The 20,510-nt window shown below is 71.6% G+C and carries 20 protein-coding genes; 5 read left to right on the forward strand and 15 right to left on the reverse strand.

The genetic code is table 11. The features are described from left to right. Positions 1-31: 31 nt before the first annotated feature. The 10 genes from RNB18_RS05685 to RNB18_RS05730 form a co-directional block, all read right to left on the reverse strand. Positions 32-367: a histone-like nucleoid-structuring protein Lsr2 gene (locus RNB18_RS05685; RefSeq protein ID WP_057612447.1), complete on the reverse strand. Its 336-nt coding sequence runs from the start codon at positions 365-367 to the stop codon at positions 32-34. Positions 368-589: 222 nt separating this feature from the next. After that, complete coding sequence (locus tag RNB18_RS05690) at positions 590-1,138, reverse strand: amino-acid N-acetyltransferase (RefSeq protein ID WP_057612446.1); 549 nt, start codon at positions 1,136-1,138, stop codon at positions 590-592. Between the two features lie 9 nt (positions 1,139-1,147). Continuing rightward, entirely contained in the window at positions 1,148-1,552 is a 405-nt protein-coding gene (locus RNB18_RS05695; protein ID WP_266515540.1) for a BlaI/MecI/CopY family transcriptional regulator, read from the reverse strand. 139 nt (positions 1,553-1,691) lie between these two features. Beyond that, the gene (locus RNB18_RS05700) at positions 1,692-1,874 is read right to left on the reverse strand and encodes a hypothetical protein (protein ID WP_266515543.1); all 183 of its coding nucleotides are present in this window, start codon (positions 1,872-1,874) and stop codon (positions 1,692-1,694) included. A 56-nt stretch (positions 1,875-1,930) separates the two neighbouring features. Further along, complete coding sequence (locus RNB18_RS05705) at positions 1,931-2,611, reverse strand: hypothetical protein (RefSeq protein ID WP_311713665.1); 681 nt, start codon at positions 2,609-2,611, stop codon at positions 1,931-1,933. Positions 2,612-2,768: 157 nt separating this feature from the next. Then, positions 2,769-3,566 carry a type III pantothenate kinase gene (locus RNB18_RS05710; RefSeq protein WP_123990864.1) on the reverse strand — a complete coding sequence of 266 codons (798 nt, stop codon included), beginning with the start codon at positions 3,564-3,566 and terminating at the stop codon, positions 2,769-2,771. Between the two features lie 5 nt (positions 3,567-3,571). After that, positions 3,572-4,558, reverse strand: coding sequence for a carboxylating nicotinate-nucleotide diphosphorylase (nadC, locus tag RNB18_RS05715; RefSeq protein WP_311713065.1), 987 nt, complete (start codon positions 4,556-4,558; stop codon positions 3,572-3,574). Between the two features lie 5 nt (positions 4,559-4,563). Further along, positions 4,564-6,273: an L-aspartate oxidase gene (locus tag RNB18_RS05720; RefSeq protein ID WP_311713066.1), complete on the reverse strand. Its 1,710-nt coding sequence runs from the start codon at positions 6,271-6,273 to the stop codon at positions 4,564-4,566. Beyond that, the gene (gene panC, locus RNB18_RS05725; RefSeq protein ID WP_311713067.1) at positions 6,270-7,262 is read right to left on the reverse strand and encodes a pantoate--beta-alanine ligase; all 993 of its coding nucleotides are present in this window, start codon (positions 7,260-7,262) and stop codon (positions 6,270-6,272) included. The genes RNB18_RS05720 and panC overlap by 4 nt, the downstream gene beginning before the upstream one ends. Then, positions 7,259-8,188: a Rossmann-like and DUF2520 domain-containing protein gene (locus RNB18_RS05730; protein ID WP_311713068.1), complete on the reverse strand. Its 930-nt coding sequence runs from the start codon at positions 8,186-8,188 to the stop codon at positions 7,259-7,261. Before RNB18_RS05730 ends, panC begins: the two co-directional genes overlap by 4 nt. A gap of 173 nt (positions 8,189-8,361) precedes the next feature. On the opposite strand from RNB18_RS05730, the gene RNB18_RS05735 reads away from it, so the two are divergent. Then, positions 8,362-9,573, forward strand: a complete 1,212-nt coding sequence (locus RNB18_RS05735) for a threonine aldolase family protein (RefSeq protein ID WP_311713069.1) — start codon at positions 8,362-8,364, stop codon at positions 9,571-9,573. Positions 9,574-9,775: 202 nt separating this feature from the next. Here RNB18_RS05735 and RNB18_RS05740 read toward each other — a convergent pair whose 3' ends face one another. Then, a complete protein-coding gene (locus tag RNB18_RS05740) occupies positions 9,776-10,447 on the reverse strand; it encodes a response regulator transcription factor (RefSeq protein ID WP_057612434.1) in 672 nt (223 codons plus the stop codon). Between the two features lie 81 nt (positions 10,448-10,528). Continuing rightward, positions 10,529-11,731, reverse strand: coding sequence for a sensor histidine kinase (locus RNB18_RS05745; protein ID WP_311713070.1), 1,203 nt, complete (start codon positions 11,729-11,731; stop codon positions 10,529-10,531). A gap of 118 nt (positions 11,732-11,849) precedes the next feature. Here RNB18_RS05745 and RNB18_RS05750 point away from each other — a divergent pair, with 118 nt between their 5' ends. Beyond that, positions 11,850-12,914, forward strand: a complete 1,065-nt coding sequence (locus tag RNB18_RS05750) for an SAM-dependent methyltransferase (RefSeq protein WP_311713072.1) — start codon at positions 11,850-11,852, stop codon at positions 12,912-12,914. Here RNB18_RS05750 and RNB18_RS05755 read toward each other — a convergent pair. After that, complete coding sequence (locus RNB18_RS05755) at positions 12,879-14,030, reverse strand: NADH-quinone oxidoreductase subunit D (protein ID WP_311713073.1); 1,152 nt, start codon at positions 14,028-14,030, stop codon at positions 12,879-12,881. The two genes, RNB18_RS05750 and RNB18_RS05755, sit on opposite strands and share 36 nt — an antisense overlap. Positions 14,031-14,061: 31 nt before the next feature. Between RNB18_RS05755 and RNB18_RS05760 the strand changes: the two genes are divergently transcribed. Both RNB18_RS05760 and RNB18_RS05765 read left to right on the forward strand, forming a co-directional pair. Next, positions 14,062-14,565, forward strand: a complete 504-nt coding sequence (locus RNB18_RS05760; protein ID WP_266561202.1) for a PH domain-containing protein — start codon at positions 14,062-14,064, stop codon at positions 14,563-14,565. After that, positions 14,562-15,905 carry a PH domain-containing protein gene (locus RNB18_RS05765; protein ID WP_311713074.1) on the forward strand — a complete coding sequence of 448 codons (1,344 nt, stop codon included), beginning with the start codon at positions 14,562-14,564 and terminating at the stop codon, positions 15,903-15,905. The genes RNB18_RS05760 and RNB18_RS05765 overlap by 4 nt, the downstream gene beginning before the upstream one ends. A gap of 30 nt (positions 15,906-15,935) precedes the next feature. Here RNB18_RS05765 and RNB18_RS05770 read toward each other — a convergent pair whose 3' ends face one another. Then, a complete protein-coding gene (locus RNB18_RS05770) occupies positions 15,936-17,264 on the reverse strand; it encodes a hypothetical protein (RefSeq protein ID WP_311713075.1) in 1,329 nt (442 codons plus the stop codon). Positions 17,265-17,385: 121 nt separating this feature from the next. Continuing rightward, positions 17,386-18,513, reverse strand: coding sequence for an alpha/beta hydrolase (locus tag RNB18_RS05775; RefSeq protein WP_311713076.1), 1,128 nt, complete (start codon positions 18,511-18,513; stop codon positions 17,386-17,388). A gap of 174 nt (positions 18,514-18,687) precedes the next feature. Here RNB18_RS05775 and RNB18_RS05780 point away from each other — a divergent pair, with 174 nt between their 5' ends. Then, the gene (locus RNB18_RS05780; RefSeq protein ID WP_311713666.1) at positions 18,688-20,499 is read left to right on the forward strand and encodes a phosphatidylglycerol lysyltransferase domain-containing protein; all 1,812 of its coding nucleotides are present in this window, start codon (positions 18,688-18,690) and stop codon (positions 20,497-20,499) included. The last annotated feature ends 11 nt before the right edge of the window (positions 20,500-20,510 follow it).

Consider the following 20,510-nt stretch of genomic DNA (forward strand, 5'->3'; position numbering starts at 1 on the left):
TCGCAGGCCCCGGCCGCCGTGGACCTTTCGATCAGGCGTTGGCCTTCTCGTAAGCCTCGCGAATGCTCGCCGGAACTCGGCCGCGGTCATTGACCTCGTAACCGTTCTCCTTTGCCCAGGCGCGGATCTGAGCGGTGTCCTGGCTGCCACCGGAAGCGGCCCGCGCCTTTCCGCGCCCGCCCGCGGCTCGGCCTCCGGTACGGCGACCGCCCTTCACGTAAGGGTCGAGAAGGCCACGGAGCTTGTCCGCATTGGCGGTCGTGAGATCGATCTCGTACGTCTTGCCGTCCAACGCGAACGTGACGGTCTCGTCCGCCTCGCCGCCGTCGATGTCATCGACAAGAAGGACCTGAACCTTCTGTGCCACCGGATTTCCTTTCATCCAATACTTGAGGGCCGGGGGTCCTGCGGCGTCCGCCGTTTCGCCGTCCCCTGTTATATGCAGTACTGCAGTACGTCGGAAAGCAAACCGCTTTTGCTGGGAAAACACAAACCCCAGGGAGAGACCGACAGGGCTCTCCTCGTCCGGAAACGTGCGCGTTTCGGACATAGGGAACCTGGGCAGGGCCGAGCGCCAGAATCCTGGCGATCACAGATGCAGAAGCATCCGGCTGTTGCCCAGGGTGTTCGGTTTCACTCGTTCGAGACCGAGGAACTCCGCCACGCCTTCGTCATAGGAACGCAGTAGCTCTGCGTAGACATCGGTGTCAACGGGTGTCTCACCGATCTCGACGAAGCCGTGCTTGCCGAAGAAGTCCACTTCGAAGGTGAGACAGAAAACGCGACGAACACCGAGCCAGCGGGCCGTCTGCAACAACTTCTCCAGCAACTGATGGCCGACCCCGGCACCCTTCAGTCCGGGCTTCACGGCGAGAGTGCGCACTTCCGCGAGGTCTTCCCACATCACATGCAGGGCGCCGAAGCCGACCAGCTCGGCGTTGTCGTCGCGCTCGGCGACCCAGAACTCCTGGATGTCCTCGTAAAGCGTCACGGTCGCTTTGTCGAGCAGGATGCGGTCGTGGACGTAGGAGTCGAGGAGCCGACGGATGCCGGCGACATCGCTGGTACGGGCCCGCCGGACGGTGATGGCTTTTGCGGTGACTTCGGGGTTCTCGGCGGAGGGGCTCTTCGCGGACATGAGCGGACGCTATCGCCCGCCGCCCCGCGATGCCGAGTCGGGGTTCTCCGCGGGCGGCCCCTGGACCATCCGCACGGCGTCCTGGAGTGCCAGTCGCTGTTCCTCGCTCATCATGCCGAAGAAGGCGACGAGAGCGGCGGCGGGGTTGTCACTCTGGGACCAGGCGTCGTTCATCAGTGCGGCGGCGTAGGCGGCCCGTGTGGAGACCGCCTCATATCGATAGGCCCGGCCTTCCGCCTCACGCCGCACCCAGCCCTTCTGATGGAGATTGTCCAAAACGGTCATCACCGTGGTGTAGGCGATGGACCGTTCCTGCTGAAGGTCTTCCAGGACTTCCCGAACGGTGACCGGGCGGTTCCACTTCCACACCCGCGTCATGACCGCGTCTTCGAGTTCTCCCAATGGGCGAGGCACAGCTCGCACAATAGTGGGAGATCCGGCTATCGGCGTGACGGACGGCCCTTTCAACACCAAACAGCAACAAAAAGGGCGTACGACTCGGAAAGCGCGGTGGCTCGGAGAGTCGTACGCCGACGAGGGCGCCGTGGATCGCTCAGGCGTCGCCCGCGGACCCGGAGGCCTGCTTGGCCCCCTCCGCGCGCGCGAGCGCCGCGTCGACGGCCGCGTCCTCCTTGGCCTTGTTGGCCCCGCCCTGGGTCTTCACGATCACCCGGATCAGGCCGATGAAGAACACGGCCATGACGACCGGGGGTACGAGGGCGGAGACGTAGTCCATGCGTCCAGAGTAGCCAGGCGCACGGGGACAACTCGGGCGGGGTGCGGTCTGCCGCGTCAGCCCGCGGCCAGGTGCTGCGGCGGGTTCGCCGGGGGCGGGGTCGGTTTACGACGGGGGAAGACCTCGCCCGGGGTGGGGATGGGCCGCCGGGAGGGCTGGGGGGCGGGGGCGGGTTTCTCCGCGGGTTTCGCCGGCGGCTGGGCCGGACGCTTCGCCGGCTCCTTGGCGTCCTGGTCCGCGGGACCGCCCCGGGCGGACTCGGAAGGACGCCCGAAAACACCTCCGGAAAGACCCCCGGGCAGCGCCAGGAGGCGGGTACGGGAGGCGGGGACCACAGGGGCGACCCGGGCACGCCGGCCGGCCGTGGAGCCCGCCAGACGGGCCCGTACGTCCCGTTCGGCCAGCACCTGGCAGCGGCTCAGCAGTGCTGCCGCGGCGGGGTTGCCGCGCAGCGCCCTCAGCGCGGCGAGATCGTCGGGCTCGGGCCGGTACCCGGCACCCAGCGCCTCCTCCAGCAAGGTGAGGTAACCGGCGGCGGTGCCGGGTAGCGCGGCGCGGTACCGGGCGAGGTCGGCCACCAGGAAGGCGCGCAGCCGGGCACCCTCACGTACCGCCTCGTCGAGGGACTCGGCGAGGCGATGGCAGTCCTTGATGTCCTCGGCCGAGGCGGGGGCGGGGTGAAGGGCGAGGGCGAGAGCGCGGCGGAGCACGCGCAGCTCCTCCACGCCGAACGCCATGCCGCCGCGGGATCCGTATGGCGTGGGCATGCGGCGACAGTACGCGCTAATCAGACAAATATCGTCATAGGGGACGGGTGTGGCGTGAGCAGGCCACCCACGCGGACGCGCGGCCGGATACCGGGTGGGCCGGGTGGCCTGGTCGCCGACGGCGACGTCACATCCGTGACACGTTCCGCTCGTACACCAGCCGCAGCCCCACCAGCGTCAGCCAGGGCTCATGCTCGTCGATCACCGACGACTCCCCCAGCACCATCGGCGCCAGTCCACCCGTGGCGATCACCGTCACCTCTTCCGGATCGTCCGCGAGCTCCCGGGCCATCCGGCTCACGACCCCGTCGACCTGTCCGGCGAAGCCGTACACGATCCCGGACTGCATCGCCTCGACCGTGTTCTTGCCGATCACGCTCCGGGGCCGGGCCACCTCGATCTTCCGCAGCTGCGCGCCCTTCACGCCGAGCGCCTCCACGGAGATCTCGATACCGGGCGCGATGACTCCGCCGACGTACTCCCCGCGCGCGGACACCGCGTCGAACGTCGTCGCCGTACCGAAGTCCACGACGATCGCCGGTCCGCCGAACAGCTCGACGGCGGCCACCGCGTTGATGATCCGGTCCGCTCCGACCTCTTTGGGGTTGTCGGTGAGGATCGGCACCCCCGTCTTCACCCCGGGCTCGACCAGCACGGCCGGCACGTCGCCGTAGTACCGCCGCGTCACCTCACGCAGCTCGTGCAGCACGGACGGCACGGTCGCGCAGATCGCGATCCCGTCGATCCCGTCGCCCAGTTCGTCGCCGAGGAGCGGATGCATGCCCATCAGCCCCTGCAGCAGTACCGCCAGCTCGTCCGCCGTCCGGCGCGCGTCCGTGGAGATCCGCCAGTGCTCGACGATGTCCTCGCCGTCGAACAGACCGAGGACGGTGTGCGTGTTGCCTACGTCGATCGTGAGGAGCATCGCGACTACTCCGCCTCGCGCAGATCGAGGCCGATGTCGAGGATCGGCGAGGAGTGGGTGAGCGCCCCGACAGCGAGGTAGTCGACCCCGGTCTCGGCGTAAGCGCGCGCGTTGTCCAGCGTCAGCCGCCCGGAGGCCTCCAGCGCGGCCCGCCCGTGCACGGCCGCGACCGCCTCCTCGCACTCCCCGGGCGTGAAGTTGTCCAGCAGGATCAGATCGGCGCCCGCGTCCACGACCTCCCGCAGCTGGTGCAGGGTGTCGACCTCTACCTCGATCGGCACGTCCGGGAAGGCCTCCCGTACGGCCTTGAAGGCCGGTGCGACGCCACCGGCGGCGACCACGTGGTTGTCCTTCACCAGCGCCGCGTCGGACAGCGACATCCGGTGGTTGACCCCGCCCCCGCACCGCACGGCGAACTTCTCCAGCGACCTGAGCCCCGGAGTCGTCTTCCGGGTGTCACGCACGCGTGCCTTGGTGCCCTCCAGTGCGTCCGCCCACGCGCGCGTGGCGGTCGCGATGCCCGAGAGCCGGCACAGCAGGTTGAGCGCGCTGCGCTCGGCGGTGAGGAGGTCACGCGTGCGTGTGGTGACCGACAGGAGCTTCTGTCCGGCCTCCACCCGGTCGCCGTCCTCCACGTGCCGCTCGACCTCGAACTCGTCCTCGCAGACCACCGAGACGACCGCCTCGGCGACCCGCAGGCCGGCCACGACGCCCGCCTCCCGCGCGACGAAGTCGGCGGTGGCGACGGCGTCCTCGGGGATGGTCGCGACGGTCGTCACGTCCACGCCGTGGTCGAGGTCCTCCTGGATGGCGACGTTGGCGATGTCCTCGACCTCCACCGGGTCGAGTCCGGCGTCGGCCAGGAGCTGCGCGAGCGCGGGGTCGAGCCCGCACTCCAGATATTCCTCGTCGGGACCGTCGGAGGCGGCGCCACAGGCGCAGCCGTCGCCGCAGCCGCCGGAGGAGGCGAGGGGAAGGTCGTCGGTGCTCACTGCTGTCACTGCTCCTGAAGGGGCTGCCGGGTCGGGGGGAAGTCTGCGGTATCGGTGGTGTGTACGGCGAGGGTCCGGTCGGGATTGAGCCGTACGACGATGTGGCGGCGCCATGCCGTGTCGTCCCGGTCGGGCTCGTCCTCGCGCCAGTGGCAGCCTCGCGTCTCCTCGCGCTGCAGGGCGGCGGCGACCAGGACACGGGCCACGCACAGGAGGTTGGTGGCCTCCCAGGTGTCGACGCCGGGCTCGGCCGTCTTGCCGTTCTCGGCGAGGGCGTCGCGGGCGTCGGAATGCAGCTGCTGCAGAAGGCCGGCGGCCTTGGACAGGGACCCGGCCGAGCGCAGCACTCCCGCGCCCTGCGTCATGATCCGCTGGATCGCGAACCGCGCCTCGGGCGCGAGCAGGGGATGCGCGGGCCGCTCGGTCCGCTCGACGGGTGCGGGCACGCGCGCGTGGAGCCCGGCACGGCTCGCCACGATGTCGGCGGCGATGCGCTCGGCGTAGACCAGTCCCTCCAGGAGGGAGTTGGAGGCGAGCCGGTTCGCTCCGTGCACTCCGGTGCAGGCGACCTCGCCGCACGCGTACAGGCCCGGGACGGTCGTACGCCCCTGGGAGTCGGTGCGCACGCCACCGGAGGCGTAGTGGGCGGCCGGCGCGATCGGGATGGGCTCGGTGATCGGGTCGATGCCATGGGCGCGGCAGGCGGCGAGGATCGTCGGGAAGCGGTGCTCCCACATGTCGGCGCCGAAGTGCCGGGCGTCCAGGAACATGTGCTCGGCGTCCTGCTCCTGCATGCGCCGCGTGATGCCCTTGGCGACGATGTCGCGGGGCGCGAGTTCGGCGAGTTCGTGCTGCCCGACCATGAAGCGCACGCCGTCCGCGTCGACCAGGTGGGCGCCCTCGCCGCGTACCGCCTCGGAGACCAGGGGCTGCTGACCCTCCGCGTCCGCACCCAGGAACAGCACCGTCGGGTGGAACTGCACGAATTCGAGGTCCGAGACCTCCGCACCGGCCCGCAGGGCGAGCGCCACGCCGTCGCCCGTGGACACGGACGGGTTGGTGGTCGCCGAGAAGACCTGGCCCATGCCGCCGGTCGCGAGGACGACCGCGGGGGCGTGCACCGCGCCCACGCCGTCGTGCTGGCCCTCGCCCATGACGTGCAGGGTGACGCCCGCCGTCCGGCCGTGTGCGTCCGTCAGCAGGTCGAGCACGAGCGCGTTCTCGATCGTGCGCAGTCCACGCGCACGTACGGCCTCGACGAGCGCCCGGGAGATCTCCGCGCCGGTGGCGTCACCGCCCGCATGCGCGATCCGGCGGCGGTGGTGGCCGCCCTCCCGGGTGAGCTCCAGGTCGCCCTCTTCGGACTCGTCGAAGTGCGCACCGGTCGCGATCAGGCGGCGTACGGCTTCGGGTCCCTCGGTGACAAGGATCCGTACGGCCTCCTCGTCGCACAGGCCCGCGCCCGCCACCAGCGTGTCGTCCAGGTGCTGTTCGGGGGTGTCGCCCTCGCCGAGGGCCGCGGCGATGCCGCCCTGCGCCCAGCGGGTGGAGCCGTCGTCGAGGCGGGCCTTGGTGACGACGACGGTCCTCAGGCCCTCGGCCTCGCAGCGCAGGGCCGCGGTCAGGCCCGCGACCCCGGAGCCGACGACCACGACGTCCGCTTCGATGGACCACCCGGGCGCGGGCGCGTGCAGTCGTATGCCTGTGCTGGTCACGAGGCGGCTCCGAAGGTCAGGGGGAGGTTGTCGATCAGCCGGGTCGTCCCCACCCGGGCTGCGACGGCGAGGACGGCCTCGCCGGTGAAGTCGTCGTCGATCTCGCTGAAGTCGGACGGGTCGACGAGCGCGAGGTAGTCCAGGGCGAGCGGCGGGTCCTGGCGCGCGGCGTCGTCCAGGATCAGGCGGGAGGCCGCGCGGACGGCCGAGGGCGCACCGGGAAGGGCTTTGGCGACGGCGTGCGCGTCGGCGGCGGCGCGGGACTCGCCGAGGGCGCTCAGTGCCTCGGCACGCGCGTGCGTGGCGGGCACTTCGCGGGCCCGCGCGCGCAGCGCCTCCTGTGCCGCGTGCCGGTCGCGGCCCGCGAACAGCGCTCGCGAGAGGGCGAGCGCAGTGCGCCGCTCCTGCGGCTTGAGGTAGCGGTTGCGGCTGGACAGGGCCAGGCCGTCGTCCTCGCGCACGGTGGGCACGCCGACGATCTCGACGCCGAAGTTCAGGTCGCGCACCATCCGGCGGATCAGAGCGAGCTGCTGGGCGTCCTTCTGGCCGTAGAGGGCGATGTCGGGGCGGGTGAGGTGCAGCAGCTTGGCGACGACGGTGAGCATGCCGTCGAAGTGACCGGGACGCGAGGCGCCCTCCAGGCGCTCTCCCATCGGGCCCGCGCTGATGCGCACCTGGGGCTCGCCGCCCGGGTAGACCTCGTCGACGGAGGGTGCGAAGACGGCGTCCGCGCCGGCGTCCTCGGCGATCTTGAGATCGGCGTCCAGGGTGCGCGGGTAGCGGTCGAGGTCCTCGCCCGCGCCGAACTGGAGGGGGTTCACGAAAACGGTGACGACGACCTCGCCGTCGGGTCCGGCGATCTCGCGCGCGGTGCGGATGAGGGTGGCGTGGCCCTCGTGCAGGGCGCCCATGGTCATCACGACGGCCCGGCGGCCCACGCGCGCGCGTGCGTGCAGTTCACCGGCGGTGCGCAGCAGGGTCGTGGTCATCGGGCGTCTCCCTCGGAGCCGTTGGTGCCCGTGGCGAGTACCCCGAGGAGGTCCTCGGCGAGCTCCGGCTTCAGCAGTCCGTGGGCGAGAGCCCGGTCGGCGGTCGCGCGGGCCATCGCGAGATAGCCCGCGACGGTCTGCGGGGCGTGCCTGCGCAGCTCCGTGACGTGTGCGGCGACCGTGCCGGCGTCCCCGCGCGCGACGGGTCCGGTGAGGGCCGCGTCCCCGGAGCGCAGGGCGTTGTCGAGGGCAGCGCCGAGCAGCGGGCCGAGCATCCGGTCCGGGGCCGCGACACCGGCCGAGCGCAGCAGCTCCATGGCCTGGGCGACCAGCGTGACCAGGTGGTTGGCGCCCAGGGCGAGGGCCGCGTGGTACAGCGGCCGCTTCTCCTCCTCGATCCACTCGGGTTCGCCGCCCATCTCGATGACGAGGGCCTCGGCGGCCAGCCGCAGCTCCTCGGGGGCGGTGACGCCGAAGGAGCAGCCGGCCAGGCGCTGGACGTCCACGGGGGTGCCGGTGAAGGTCATCGCCGGGTGCAGGGCCAGCGGCAGCGCGCCCGCGCGCAGGGCGGGGTCCAGGACCTTCGCGCCGTACCGCCCGGAGGTGTGCACGAGCAGCTGCCCCGGCCGCACGGCACCGGTCTCGGCGAGTCCCTCGACGAGACCGGGCAGGGTGTCGTCGGGGACGGTCAGCAGCACCAGGTCGGCACGTTGCAGGACATCTTCGGGGGTGACGAGCGGGACGTCCGGGAGCATCAGCGCGGCCCGCCGCCGGGAGGCGTCGGAGACCCCGGAGACGGCCACCGGCCGGTGCCCGGCGAGTTGGAGGGACGCGGCGAGCGTCGGCCCGACCCGGCCGGCGCCGACGACACCGACGGTGAGCCGCGCGGGGCGGTCCTTGTTGTCTGGCTGTTGGACTGTACTCACGCGACGGCGGCCTTCCCGTTCCAGTCCGCATCTGGGTACCGGACGATTTCTCGTCATGTTAACGCGATCGGTTCGAGGGGCGTCCGGTTGTCCACAGGCTGTGGGTTTCCATGTGGGCGGGGAGTGCGGAAATCCGTGTGCCCGCGCCCGGGGCGTCACGAGATGATCCGGGCATGAGTGACACAGCGGAGCAGAGCGCGGGCCAGGCGGCGGACGAGGCACGACCGGAGCAACTCACGGAGGCGGAACGGCTTCTGCGCCGCCGCGCACGGCGCATCAGCGCGTACCGGAACGCGACGCGCACCCTGGCGCGTCTGGGGTTGCTCGCACCTCTCCGCGAGCGCCTGTCGCTGCTCGACGGGGCGGACACGCTGTACGACCTGGACGAGCCGTCCGACCTCTACGGGAACGGCATCGTCGAGGCCCTGGAGGAGAAGGTCGCCGGGCTCCTCGGCAAGGAGGCCGCCGCCTTCTTCCCGACCGGCACGATGGCCCAGCAGGTGGGGCTGCGCTGCTGGGCGGGCCGCACCGGCAATCCCACCGTCGCCCTGCACGCCCTGGCCCATCCCGAGGTGCACGAGCGCGACGCCTTCCGGGAGGTCTCCGGTCTGCGCCCGGTCCATGTGACGAGCGAGCCGCGGCAGCCCACGGCCGACGAGATACGCGGCTTCGAGGAGCCCTTCGGGGCGCTGATGCTGGAACTGCCCCTCAGGGACGCCGGTTTCGTGCTGCCCACCTGGGAGGAGCTCACCGAGGTCGTGGAGGCGGCTCGCGAGCGCGACGCCGTGGTGCACTTCGACGGGGCGCGCCTGTGGGAGACCACCGTCCACTTCGGCCGCCCCCTGGCCGAGATCGCGGACCTCGCGGACAGCGTGTACGTGTCGTTCTACAAGTCTTTCCAGGCCTTCGGCGGGGCCGCACTCGCCGGCCCGAAAACCCTGATCGACGAGGCGAAGACCTGGCGGCACCGGTACGGCGGCGCGGTCTTCCAGCAGTTCCCGACCGTCCTGTCGGCCCTGGACGGACTGGAGCGGGAACTGCCCAGGCTGCCCGAGTACGTCACACACGCGCGCGTGGTGGCCGCCGCGCTGCGCGAGGGGCTCGCGGAGGCCGGTGTGCCATGGGCGCGGGTCCACCCCGAGGTGCCGCACACCTTCGACTTCCAGGTCTGGCTGCCGTACGGCGTCGACGAGCTCTCCGAGGCGGCGATCCGGCAGTCGGAGGAGACGGGGACGGCCCTGTTCATCAATCCCTGGGACGAGAAGGGCCCCGGCCTGTCCATGACCGAGGTCTACGTCCGCGGCGCGGCCCTGGAGTGGACGGCGGCGGACGTGAAGACGGCGGCCGCGGACTTCGTCGCCCGGCTGAGGGAGGTCAGCGGCTAGCGGGTCGCGAGCTGGGGCGGGGGGTGCGAGGCGTGCCGTATCCGCCCCCGGGCCGGCCGCTCCGCCAGGGCCCGGACACAGCGCCACGGAGGGCGGTCTGCACTACCCCGTCGGCTGCACCAGCTGGACGTCACCGTGGTGGCGCGGCTCGGCAGCGACTTCCTGGAGGGGGTATTGAGGTAGCCCCCGGCCGGTTCGTGGCTCAGCCGTGCCCGCCCGCGCGCACCAGCCCCGTCTCGTAGGCGAGGACCACCACCTGCACCCGGTCCCTGAGGCCCAGCTTGGTCAGGATGCGGCCGACATGGGTCTTCACCGTCGCCTCGGACAGCACCAGCCGGGCCGCGATCTCGCCGTTGGAGAGTCCTTGTGCGACCAGCACCATGACCTCGCGCTCGCGGCCGGTGAGCCGCTCCAGCTCCTTGTGCTGGGGCTCCTTGCCGGTGGCCGGCAGCATGGGCGCGAACCGGTCGAGCAGGCGCCGGGTCGTCGAGGGGGCGACCACGGCGTCGCCGCTGTGCACGGAGCGGATCGCGGTGAGCAGTTCGCCGGGCGGCACGTCCTTGAGCATGAAGCCGGAGGCCCCCGCTTTCAGCCCGGAGAAGGCGTATTCGTCCAGGTCGAAGGTGGTCAGGATCAGCACCTTCGGCGGTTCGGGCTCCGAGCAGATGCGGCGCGTGGCCTCCACACCGTCGAGCTTCGGCATGCGGACGTCCATCAGGACGACGTCGACGGCGGTCGAGCGCAGCACCTGGAGTGCCTCCACGCCGTCCCCCGCCTCCGCGACGACCTCCATGTCCGGCTGGGCTGCGAGCACCATCCGGAACCCGGTGCGCAGCAGCACCTGGTCATCGACGAGCATCACGCGGATCGTCATCGGGCCTCTTCCGTTTCCTCGGGTTCGTACGGCAGGTCGCCAGGGGGCGTGACAGGTGTCAACAGGGGGCGTGCGTCGGCGTCAATGCGCTGGTTTGAGCGGCAGCAGCGCACTGATGCGGAATCCTCCGCCGGGGCGGGGACCCGCGTCCAGGGTGCCGCCGACCATGCCGACGCGCTCGCGCATACCGATCAGGCCGTGGCCCGCGCCGTCGGCGCCGCCCTCCTCGTACAGCTCGTGCGGAGCGCCCTTGCCGTCGTCCTCGACGAGCAGGCCGAGGCCGTCGTCGAAGTAGACCAGGCGCACACTCGCGCCCGCGTTCGGGCCGCCGTGCTTGCGCGTGTTGGTGAGCGCCTCCTGCACAATGCGGTACGCCGTGAGCTCGACGCCGCTGGGCAGCGGGCGCGGGGTGCCCTCGATCTTGAAGTCGACGGGGAGGCCGGAGCCGCGGCACTGCTCGACGAGGTCCTCGATCTGCTCGACGTCGGGCTGCGGGACGTACTCGCCGCCCTCCTGGTGCTCGCCGGTGCGCAGCACGCCCAGCAGGCGGCGCATCTCGGCGAGGGCCTGGCGGCCGGTGGAGGAGATGGTCTCCAGCGCCTTCTTGGCCTGGTCGGGCGCGGCGTCGAGGACATAGGCGGCACCGTCGGCCTGGACGACCATGACGGACACGTTGTGGGCGACGACATCGTGCAGCTCGCGGGCGATCCGGGCGCGCTCGGCGGCGACGGCGACCTTCGCCTGCGCCTCGCGCTCCTTCTCCAGGCGGGCGTTGCGCTCCTCGAGCTGCGCGAAGTAGGCGCGGCGGGTGCGGATCGAGTCGCCGAGGACCCAGGCCAGGGCGAACGGCACGGTCTGGAAGATCATGATCGCGACATTGCCGAGGACGCCGGAATTCTCGTTCGGCCAGCGCAGCTGCGCAACGGGGGCCGCGCACAGGCCGATCGTCAGCGCCAGCCGGGAGGCCCAGCGAGTGCCCGTGGCGGCCACCGTGTAGACGATCACCAGGAAGGCGAAGTCGGCGCTCGTGGTCTCCACGTCCAGTGCGAGCTGCACCACGCCGAGCCCGATGGCCAGCAGCAGCATGCGCTCCGGCATGCGCCTGCGCAGCGCTATCACCAGGCACAACAGCAGGACGATCGGAACGATCGCCAACGGGGACTCGGTCCCCTGGGACTCCCCACGGGCGGTTTCGCTCGCGAGCGAGATCCCGAACAGGAAGACGGCCCAGAAGACGTCGACCCCTGTCGGGTGCCTGCGGAGGAAGTCATAGAGGCGTTGCACGTAACCCAGCGTAGGGAAGCGTGATGTGTGCAGGGGTCAACCGGAGGACCGATCCGTACCGCCCGCGCGTACTCCCCAAGGTGGAGGCCCCCTTCCCCTGTGCGCCTAGCCTGACGGCGTGACCGATGACACGACGGCCGGGCCGGCGGGCGACTGGACCGGCTGGCGGGCCGCCGCCGAGGCCGCCCTCTACGGCCCCGACGGCTTCTACCGCAGGCCGGAGGGCCCGGCCGGGCACTTCCGTACGTCCGTGCACGCCTCGCCGTTGTTCGCCGAGGCCGTGGCCCGGCTGCTGTGCCGCGTCGACGAGGCACTGGGGCTGCCCGCACGGCTCGACTTCGTCGACATGGCCGCGGGGCGGGGCGAGTTGGCCACCGGCGTCCTCACCGCCCTGCCCGCCGACGTGGCCGCCCGCACGCGCGCGTACGCCGTCGAGGTCGCCGACCGCCCCGAGGCCCTCGATCACCGGATCGAGTGGCTGACCGGGCCACCGAAGAACATCACCGGCCTGCTGTTCGCCAACGAATGGCTGGACAACGTACCCGTGGAGATCGCCGAGACGGACGCCTCGGGCGTCCCACGACAGGTGCTCGTACGACGGGACGGTCGCGAGCGTCTCGGGGAACCGGTCGCCGGGGCGGAGGCCGAGTGGCTGGACCGGTGGTGGCCGCTGCCGCCCGAGGAGGGGCTGCGGGCCGAGATCGGTCTGCCCCGGGACGAGGCGTGGGCGTCGGTGGTAGCCACGCTGGAGCGGGGGCTCGCGGTCGCCGTCGACTACGCCCACACGACATCCTCACGCCCCCTGTTCGGGACGCTCACCGGTTTCCGTGAGGGACGCGGGACGGCACCCGTGCCGGACGGGTCGTGCGACCTCACGGCCCATGTGGCGCTGGACGCGTGCGCGCTCCCCGGAGGGCGCGTGCTGACCCAACGCGATGCGCTGCGCGCCCTGGGCATCGCGGGCGGACGCCCCCCGCTCACGCTTGCGTCCACGCGGCCCGCGGAGTACGTACGCGCCCTCGCGCGTGCCGGTGAGGCCGCCGAGCTCACCGCGGCGGGCGGCCTCGGCGACTTCGGCTGGCTGCTCCAGCCCGTGGGCCTGTCCGTCGGAATTCCGGACGAGCCCCTCGACGGGCCGCTCGCCGACCTACTTGTCGATGTCCCCGACCACGAAGAACAGTGACCCCAGGATCGCCACCATGTCCGCGACCAGCGTGCCCGGCAGCAGCTCGACCAGGGCCTGGATGTTGTTGTACGAGGCCGAGCGCAGCTTCAGCCGGTACGGGGTCTTCTCGCCCTTGCTGACGAGGTAGTAGCCGTTGATGCCGAGCGGGTTCTCGGTCCACGCGTACGTGTGCCCCTCGGGCGCCTTCAGGACCTTGGGGAGCCGCTGGTTGATCGGTCCGGGCGGCAGCTCGGCGAGCCGGTCCAGGCACGCGTCGGCGAGGTCGAGGGCGTTGTGGGTCTGCTCCAGGAGGACCTCGAAGCGGGCGAGGCAGTCGCCCTCCTCGCGCGTGACCACCTTCAGCGTGTCCTGGAGCTCTCCGTAGCCGAGGTACGGCTCGTCGCGGCGCAGGTCGAAGTCGACGCCCGACGCACGCGCGACGGGGCCGCTGACGCCGTACGCGTGGACGGCCTGGGGCGCGAGGACGCCCACGTCCCGGGTACGGCCCCGGAAGATCTCGTTGCCGAGGACCAGGTCGTCGAAGCGGTCCATGCGCGAGCGCACGGCAAAGACGGCGGCACGCGCGCGCGTGGACCAGCCGGCCGGCAGGTCCTCCTTGAGGCCGCCGACGCGGTTGAACATGTAGTGCATCCGGCCGCCGGAGACCTCCTCCATGACGTTCTGGAGGACCTCCCGCTCCCGGAACGCGTAGAAGACCGGGGTGATGCCGCCGAGCTCCAGCGGATACGAGCCCAGGAACATCAGGTGGTTCAGCACCCGGTTGAGCTCCGCGAGCAGCGTGCGCGTCCACACCGCGCGCGTGGGGACCTCCATGCCGAGCATCCGCTCCACGGCGAGGACCACGCCCAGCTCGTTGGAGAAGGCCGACAGCCAGTCGTGGCGGTTGGCGAGCATGATGATCTGGCGGTAGTCGCGCGCCTCGAAGAGCTTCTCCGCGCCGCGGTGCATATAGCCGATCACCGGCTCCGCGCTCATGATGCGCTCGCCGTCCAGGACGAGCCTCAGGCGCAGCACACCATGGGTGGACGGGTGCTGCGGTCCGATGTTGAGCACCATGTCGGTGCTCTCCGCGGCGCCGCCGATGCCGACCGTGGTCTCCGTCGTAGGAGTCATGGACACAGTCTCTCCTACGTACGCTGGCCCCATGGAGACGGGGAGCGGGCAGAACACTGAGGTCGCCGGCGACGAACCGGTGTGGACCGGGCTGCCGCCGGGGCTGCTGCGGATGCGACGGCTGTTGCTGGTGGTGTGGCTGGGACTGCTCGCCGTGGCCCTGGGGCTGCTGCTCGGGCTGCTGTGCGGGCCGGAGTGGGCGGCCTTCGCGCTGCTGCCGCTCGCCCTCATCGGCTGGGGCTGGGTGATGATCGGCCGCAACTGGCGCTCCTGGCGCTACGCCGAGCGCGCCGACGACCTGCTGATCAGCCGGGGTGTGCTGTGGCGCGAGGAGACCGTCGTGCCGTACGGCCGCATGCAGCTGGTCGAGGTCACCTCCGGGCCCGTGGAACGGCACTTCGGGCTGGCCAGCGTCCAGCTGCACACGGCGGCCGCGGCGACCGACGCGACCATCCCCGGCCTCGACCCGGCCGAGGCGGAACGGCTGCGCGACCGGCTCACCGAACTCGGCGAGGCCCGATCGGCGGGCCTGTGACCGCGCAGGGCGTCGACGACGCCGTGGAGGAGAAGCCGGAGAAGGAACCCGTCACCGAGCGGCGGCTGCATCCCATAACGCCCCTCAGGCGGGCGTGGGCGCCGGTCGCCGTCGTCATCGGGTGGGCCGTGCACGACCCCGACCAGACGCAGCGCCAGCTGACCCGGCTGACGACCACCACGTTGCTGATCGCGCTCGCCGTCATCGTCCCGGCCGCCGCCCTGTACGGCTTTCTCACCTGGTGGTTCACCCACTTCGCGGTGACCGACTCGGAACTGCGCATCCGGACCGGTCTGTTGTTCCGGCGTACCGCGCACATCCGGCTCGAGCGGATCCAGGCGATCGACGTGACACAGCCGCTCCTCGCGCGCGTGGCGGGCGTCGCGAAGCTCAGGCTCGATGTCGTGGGCACCGACAAGAAGGACGAACTGGCCTTCCTCGGGGAGCGCGAGGCGCGGTCCCTGCGCGCGGAACTCCTCGCGCGTGCCGCCGGGTTCGCTCCCGAGACCGCGCACGAGGTGGGCGAGGCGCCGGCGCGCGAGCTGCTGCACACGCCCCCGCGCGATCTCGCGCTCTCCCTCATGCTGACAGGCGCCACCTGGGGCAGCCTGGTCGCCGCCCTCGTCGTACCGCCGCTGCTGTGGATGGCCACTGACAGCGTCTGGACGGTCCTCGCGACCGCTCTGCCGCTGCTCGGCGCGGCGGGGGCGAGCAGCGTGGGGCGGTTCGTCACCGAGTACGACTGGACGGTCGGCGAGTCCCCGGACGGGCTGCGCATCGACCACGGGCTCCTGGACCGCACCCACGAGACGGTGCCGCCGGGGCGGGTGCAGACCGTACGGATCGTGGAGCCGCTGCTGTGGCGGCGGCGCGGCTGGGTCCGGGTCGAGCTGGACGTGGCCGGTTCGTCCAACTCCGTGCTGGTGCCGGTCGCTCCCCGCGAGGTCGCCGAGGCGGTCGTCGCGCGCGTGCTGCCCGGCGTGACCGTGCCACCGCTGTCGGCACTGTCGCGGCCCCCGCGGCGGGCCGGCCGATGCGTGCCCGTGTGGTGGCGCGGCTACGGACTCACCGTCACCGACTCGGTGTTCGCGGCGCGGCAGGGGCTGCTGCGGCGGAGCCTGGCGCTCGTCCCACACGCCAAGGTCCAGAGCGTACGGCTCGCGCAAGGGCCCTGGGAGCGGCTGTGGCGGGTCGCCGACGTCCATGTGGACACGGGAGCGAACAAGACCGTCACGGCCCGCCTGAGGGACGCCCAGGAGGCCGCGGAGCTGCTCAAGGCGCAGGCGGAGAGGTCGCGGACGGGACGGAAAGGGGCACGGCCCGACCGCTGGATGGTCTGACCGTGCCCCTGGTGAGCACCTGTGCGTCCGTCAGGAGACCGCGCTGCGCAGTCCCTTCAGGTCGATCTGTTCCGTCTCGTCGTGGGCCGTCAGGTCGATGACCTGGCCGACGCCCCGCGACTCCTCGTCGGCCGGCTTGAACTCCGCCTCCGACTCGGCCTTGTGCAGGGCGAGGGCCTCCTGGCCGACGACGTCGGCGAGGTCCTCGTTCTGCACGGCCTCCAGGGCGTCCCGCGAGGTACCCGCCTTCGTGCCGAAGAAGTCGAACCCGCCCTCGATCCGCGGGCGCCGCGCGGGAGCCGCGGGCACGACCGCGACCGCGGTCGGCGCGATGAAGTGCCCGGCGGGCTGCTGCTGCGGCTGGGCGACTCTGCCCGTGGTGGTGGCGGCCGCGCGCTCATGCCCGTCGACCGCCTCGGGCTTCCCCCGCGCCTCGTCCTCCTGCGCGGCCTCCGCCTCGGTGCCGACGGCGTCCGCCGCGCCGGAAGCCGCGTTCACCGGCTGCCCCTTGGAGTCGGCCTTGACCTTGGGATCGGCCTGGGGCTCGCTCTTCGCGGCAACCTTGGGCTCGGCCTTGGCCTTGATCCCGGCCTTGGCCCCGGCCTTGGGCTCCGGCTCGTCCTCTGGCTCGGCCTTCGTCCTGGTGGCCCCGGCGGCATCCTCGTCGAGCCGCTTCAGCGCCGCGTTCGCCCGCAGGAACAGCCGCGACCCCTCCGGGGAGAAGATCGCGGGCCGCTCCGGAGTCTCCTCCGAGGCCTCCGAAGTCCCCGAAGTCTCCGAGGCCGTCTCCGCCGTCTCCGAAGCCTCGGAGACCTCTGTCTCCGCCTCGACCGCGGGCTCGTCCTCGGCAGCCACCGCCACGGCCTCCGCGTCGGCCTGCGCCGCCGGCAGTGCCCGCGCCGGGGCGGCCTCTATCTCCAGCAGCCGGCGGCCCTCCAGGGCGCTCGCCCGCTCGGTCTCCGCCGTGGCGTACCGCCGCAGCAGTGCCGCGTGTTCGTTGCGCAGCCCCGCCAGCTCCGCGCGCTTCGCCCGCAGCCGCTGCTCCAGCTTGACGCGCAGCTCGCGCGACTCCTCGAGATCGGTCTCGAGTTCGGCGACCCGCTCCTCGTGCCGCCACTCGTCGCTGGCACGCGCGCGCGTGAGGTCCGCGACCTGCTTGCCCGCCTGCGCGTCCCAACGGCGCATGACGGCCGCCCCCACGACCGCGACCGCCGCGGCGAACGCGGCTATCACGCGCAGCACGGCCTCTTGCGAGAACACCCAGGGGCCGAAGGCACAGACGAGGGAGACGCCAGCGATCGCCGACGGAGGCAGCAGCCTGTGCAAGGGCGGGGAATGGCGGTGACGTCCACGTGGCATGGCCAGAAACTTACCGCGCGTAGGCGAATCGTGGTGCCCCGCCCCGTAAAAACACAGCCACCCCGTTGCCTTCACACGACATCAGAATCGGAACGGCCGCCGAATTCGGCGTATTGATCACTCATCGATCACTCAGCCGCTCGCTGACCCACTGCAAGGTCGCCGGGATCTCCCGTCGCCAGGTGTTGAAGTTGTGCCCGCCGCTTTCCAGGATGATCGACGAGATCCGCGTCGTTTCCGTGGCCTTCACCCGCTCTATGAACTTCAGCGTGTCCTTGTAGTTCGTCTCGCCCACCTTGCTGCTGCTGACGAGCAGTGAGGTGTCGGGCGCGGGCAGGTGTTTGAGGCACCACCACAGGTTCGCGCGGTCGCGCAGCGCCTTGTCGCCCTGGAAGAGATCGCCCGTGGTGGGGTCGACGGGAGCGTTGTAGTACGGGGAGAGCCCCGCCCCCGCGGCGTACACCTTGGGATGGTGCATGGCGAGCTTCAGCGCGCAGTAGCCGCCTGTGGAGTCGCCGATGATCCCCCAACTCCCCGGTTCCCTGCCCACCCGGTAGTGCGCGGTCACCGCTTCCGGCAGGTCCTTCGCGAAGAACGACTCGGTCTGCGGACCATCCGGAACGTCCGCGCACTCGGTGTCCCGCGGCGGTGCCACCGTCGGCCGCATCATCACCAGGATCATCGGCCGCATACGGCCGTCCTTGGTCAGTTCCAGCGCCGTGCGCGGATAGTGGAGTTTGTCCACCAGAGCTCGCGCGGTGCCCGGATAACCGGTCAGCACGACGGCCGCGGGGAAGGTACGCGCGCGATAGCGCTCCTGGAAATACTCCGGCGGCAGATAGACGTACGCGGGGCTGGCGATGTGTGACGTGGGGCCGACGATGTCGACCTTCTGAACCTGCCCGACCGACGACGGCCGAAAGCCGCCCCTTCCGGGCACGTCCCCGATCTCGGTCACCCTCAGGGGCCCACGCGAGCGGTCGCCCGAGGTGTGGTCGACCACCACGCCCTGGTCGGTCTCCCGGCCGAACAGGTCGGTCCAGGAGGCGTAGAACCCGTAGGCGTGGTTGGCGGCGAGCCCCACCGACACGAAGAGCGAGAGCTGTGTCGCGAGCAGCAGCCCGATCCGGCCGCCGACGGGCCGCCAGCCGCGCCGCGCCAGACGCGGCCAGAACCACACCGTGGCGGCGAACAGCGCCACGGCGGCCAGGACCGCCAGCACCAGCGTGTTGTTGCTCGTGAGACCCATTGCTTGCTTTCGCTTTCCTCGGCCTTTGAAACGGCTTTGAGGAGATGAGTGAACCTCTCCTCACGAGACACCGTCCTAGAGGGCGCAATGTCGCCGGATGCCCGAATCGGGGCTCCGGATCCAGAGTCACTCGCAGAACCATGGGATGCGATGTCTGTCAGGACAGATGAGGAAATGTCGGGCGGGGTTCCGATCCGATCAACACGGCTGCGGCGTGCACTGCACGGGCCGCGCCCCGAGGCCGTCCCCGTCCTCGTCGCCAGAGCCTGCGCCCTCGTAGGTCTTCTGGACATCGCCGCCGGCGTCTTTCCGCGCTTCCGGCACAGTCGTATGCACACCATGGCCGAGGTACTGCCCGGCGCGCTCGGCCCGTTCGCGGCCGCGCTCTCGCTCAGCACCGGCGTGCTGTTGCTGCTGCTCGCCCACGGCCTCAGGCGCCGCAAGCGCCGGGCCTGGCGGGCGGCCGTGGCACTGCTGCCGGCGGGCGCACTGGCGCAGTTCACGTACCGTCACTCACTCGTCGGGGCGGCCATCTCGCTCGCCCTGCTCGCGCCGCTGCTGCGCCACCGCGACCAGTTCAGGGCGCTGCCCGACCCGCGCAGCCGCTGGCGCGCACTCGCCAACTTCGTCCTCATGGGCGCCGGTTCCCTCGCGCTCGGGCTGATCATCGTCAGCGCCCACCCGAACCGCATGGTCGGAAACCCGAGCCTGGCCGATCGCATCACGCACGTCCTGTACGGGCTGTTCGGCTTCGAGGGCCCCGTCGACTACCAGGGCGACACCTCATGGACCGTCGGCGCCTCCCTGGGCGCCCTGGGCCTGCTCACGGCGATCACCACGATCTACCTCGCCTTCCGCCCCGAGCACCCGGCCGCCCACCTCACTGAAGAGGACGAGAGCCGGCTGCGGGCCCTGCTGGCCAAGCACGGCGGCCGCGACTCCCTCGGCCACTTCGCGCTGCGCCGCGACAAGGCCGTCGTCTTCTCCCCCAGCGGCAAGGCGGCCGTGACCTACCGCGTCGTCTCGGGCGTGATGCTCGCCAGCGGCGACCCGATCGGCGACGTCGAGGCCTGGCCGGGCGCCATCGAGCGCTTCATGGACGAGGCCCAGGCGCACTCCTGGACACCCGCCGTCATGGGCTGTTCGGAGACCGGCGGCGAGGTGTGGACCCGCGAGACCGGCCTGGACGCCCTCGAACTGGGCGACGAGGCGGTGGTGGACGTCGCGGATTTCTCGCTCGCCGGCCGCGCGATGCGCAATGTGCGACAGATGGTCAAGCGCATCGAGCGGGCCGGTTACGAGACCCGGGTGCGGCGCGTCCGTGACGTCGGGGAGACCGAACTGGAGCGGATCCGGCAGGCCGCCGAGGACTGGCGCGGCACCGACACCGAGCGCGGCTTCTCCATGGCCCTGGGCCGCATCGGCGACCTGGCCGACGGCGACTGCCTCATCGCCACCGCCCACAAGGCCGACGACCAGCCCGGCCCCTACGGCGATCTCAAGGCGATCCTGCACTTCGTACCGTGGGGCACGGACGGCGTCTCCCTGGACCTGATGCGGCGGGACCGCTCGGCGGACCCCGGCATGAACGAACTGCTGATCGTGGCCGCCCTCCAGGCCGCCCCGAAGCTCGACATCACGCGCGTGTCGCTCAACTTCGCGATGTTCCGCGCGGCACTCGCGCGCGGCGAGAAGATCGGCGCGGGCCCGGTCCTGCGCGCCTGGCGGGGTCTGCTGGTCTTCCTGTCCCGCTGGTTCCAGATCGAGTCCCTGTACAAGTTCAACGCCAAGTTCCAGCCCCGCTGGGAACCCCGGTTCGTCGTCTACCGGGCCTCCGGCGACCTCCCGCGCATCGGCTTCGCCGCCATGCAGGCGGAGGGCTTCGTCAACCTCGCCCTCCCGTTGCCGCGCTTCCTGCGCCGCCGCTCGCACACCGCACGCGTGTGTGCCCACGCGGTCGCGGAGCGGGACGTCAGAGCGGCCTGAGCCACAGGCCG

It is taken from the genome of Streptomyces doebereineriae, assembly GCF_031845645.1.
Classification (GTDB): domain Bacteria; phylum Actinomycetota; class Actinomycetes; order Streptomycetales; family Streptomycetaceae; genus Streptomyces; species Streptomyces canus.

Coding starts and splice junctions, on each gene's coding strand:
- RNB18_RS05710 (WP_123990864.1), bottom strand. CDS start 3,566: ATGCTCCTCACGATCGACGTAGGCAACACGCACACCGTCCTCGGTCTG.
- RNB18_RS05705 (WP_311713665.1), bottom strand. CDS start 2,611: ATGGCGTTCGGCGTGGAGGAGCTGCGCGTGCTCCGCCGCGCTCTCGCC.
- RNB18_RS05755 (WP_311713073.1), bottom strand. CDS start 14,030: ATGACTCCTACGACGGAGACCACGGTCGGCATCGGCGGCGCCGCGGAG.
- RNB18_RS05740 (WP_057612434.1), bottom strand. CDS start 10,447: ATGACGATCCGCGTGATGCTCGTCGATGACCAGGTGCTGCTGCGCACC.
- RNB18_RS05700 (WP_266515543.1), bottom strand. CDS start 1,874: ATGGACTACGTCTCCGCCCTCGTACCCCCGGTCGTCATGGCCGTGTTC.
- RNB18_RS05735 (WP_311713069.1), top strand. CDS start 8,362: ATGAGTGACACAGCGGAGCAGAGCGCGGGCCAGGCGGCGGACGAGGCA.
- RNB18_RS05780 (WP_311713666.1), top strand. CDS start 18,688: ATGTCGGGCGGGGTTCCGATCCGATCAACACGGCTGCGGCGTGCACTG.
- RNB18_RS05775 (WP_311713076.1), bottom strand. CDS start 18,513: ATGGGTCTCACGAGCAACAACACGCTGGTGCTGGCGGTCCTGGCCGCC.
- RNB18_RS05690 (WP_057612446.1), bottom strand. CDS start 1,138: ATGTCCGCGAAGAGCCCCTCCGCCGAGAACCCCGAAGTCACCGCAAAA.
- RNB18_RS05760 (WP_266561202.1), top strand. CDS start 14,062: ATGGAGACGGGGAGCGGGCAGAACACTGAGGTCGCCGGCGACGAACCG.
- RNB18_RS05770 (WP_311713075.1), bottom strand. CDS start 17,264: ATGCCACGTGGACGTCACCGCCATTCCCCGCCCTTGCACAGGCTGCTG.
- panC (WP_311713067.1), bottom strand. CDS start 7,262: ATGACCACGACCCTGCTGCGCACCGCCGGTGAACTGCACGCACGCGCG.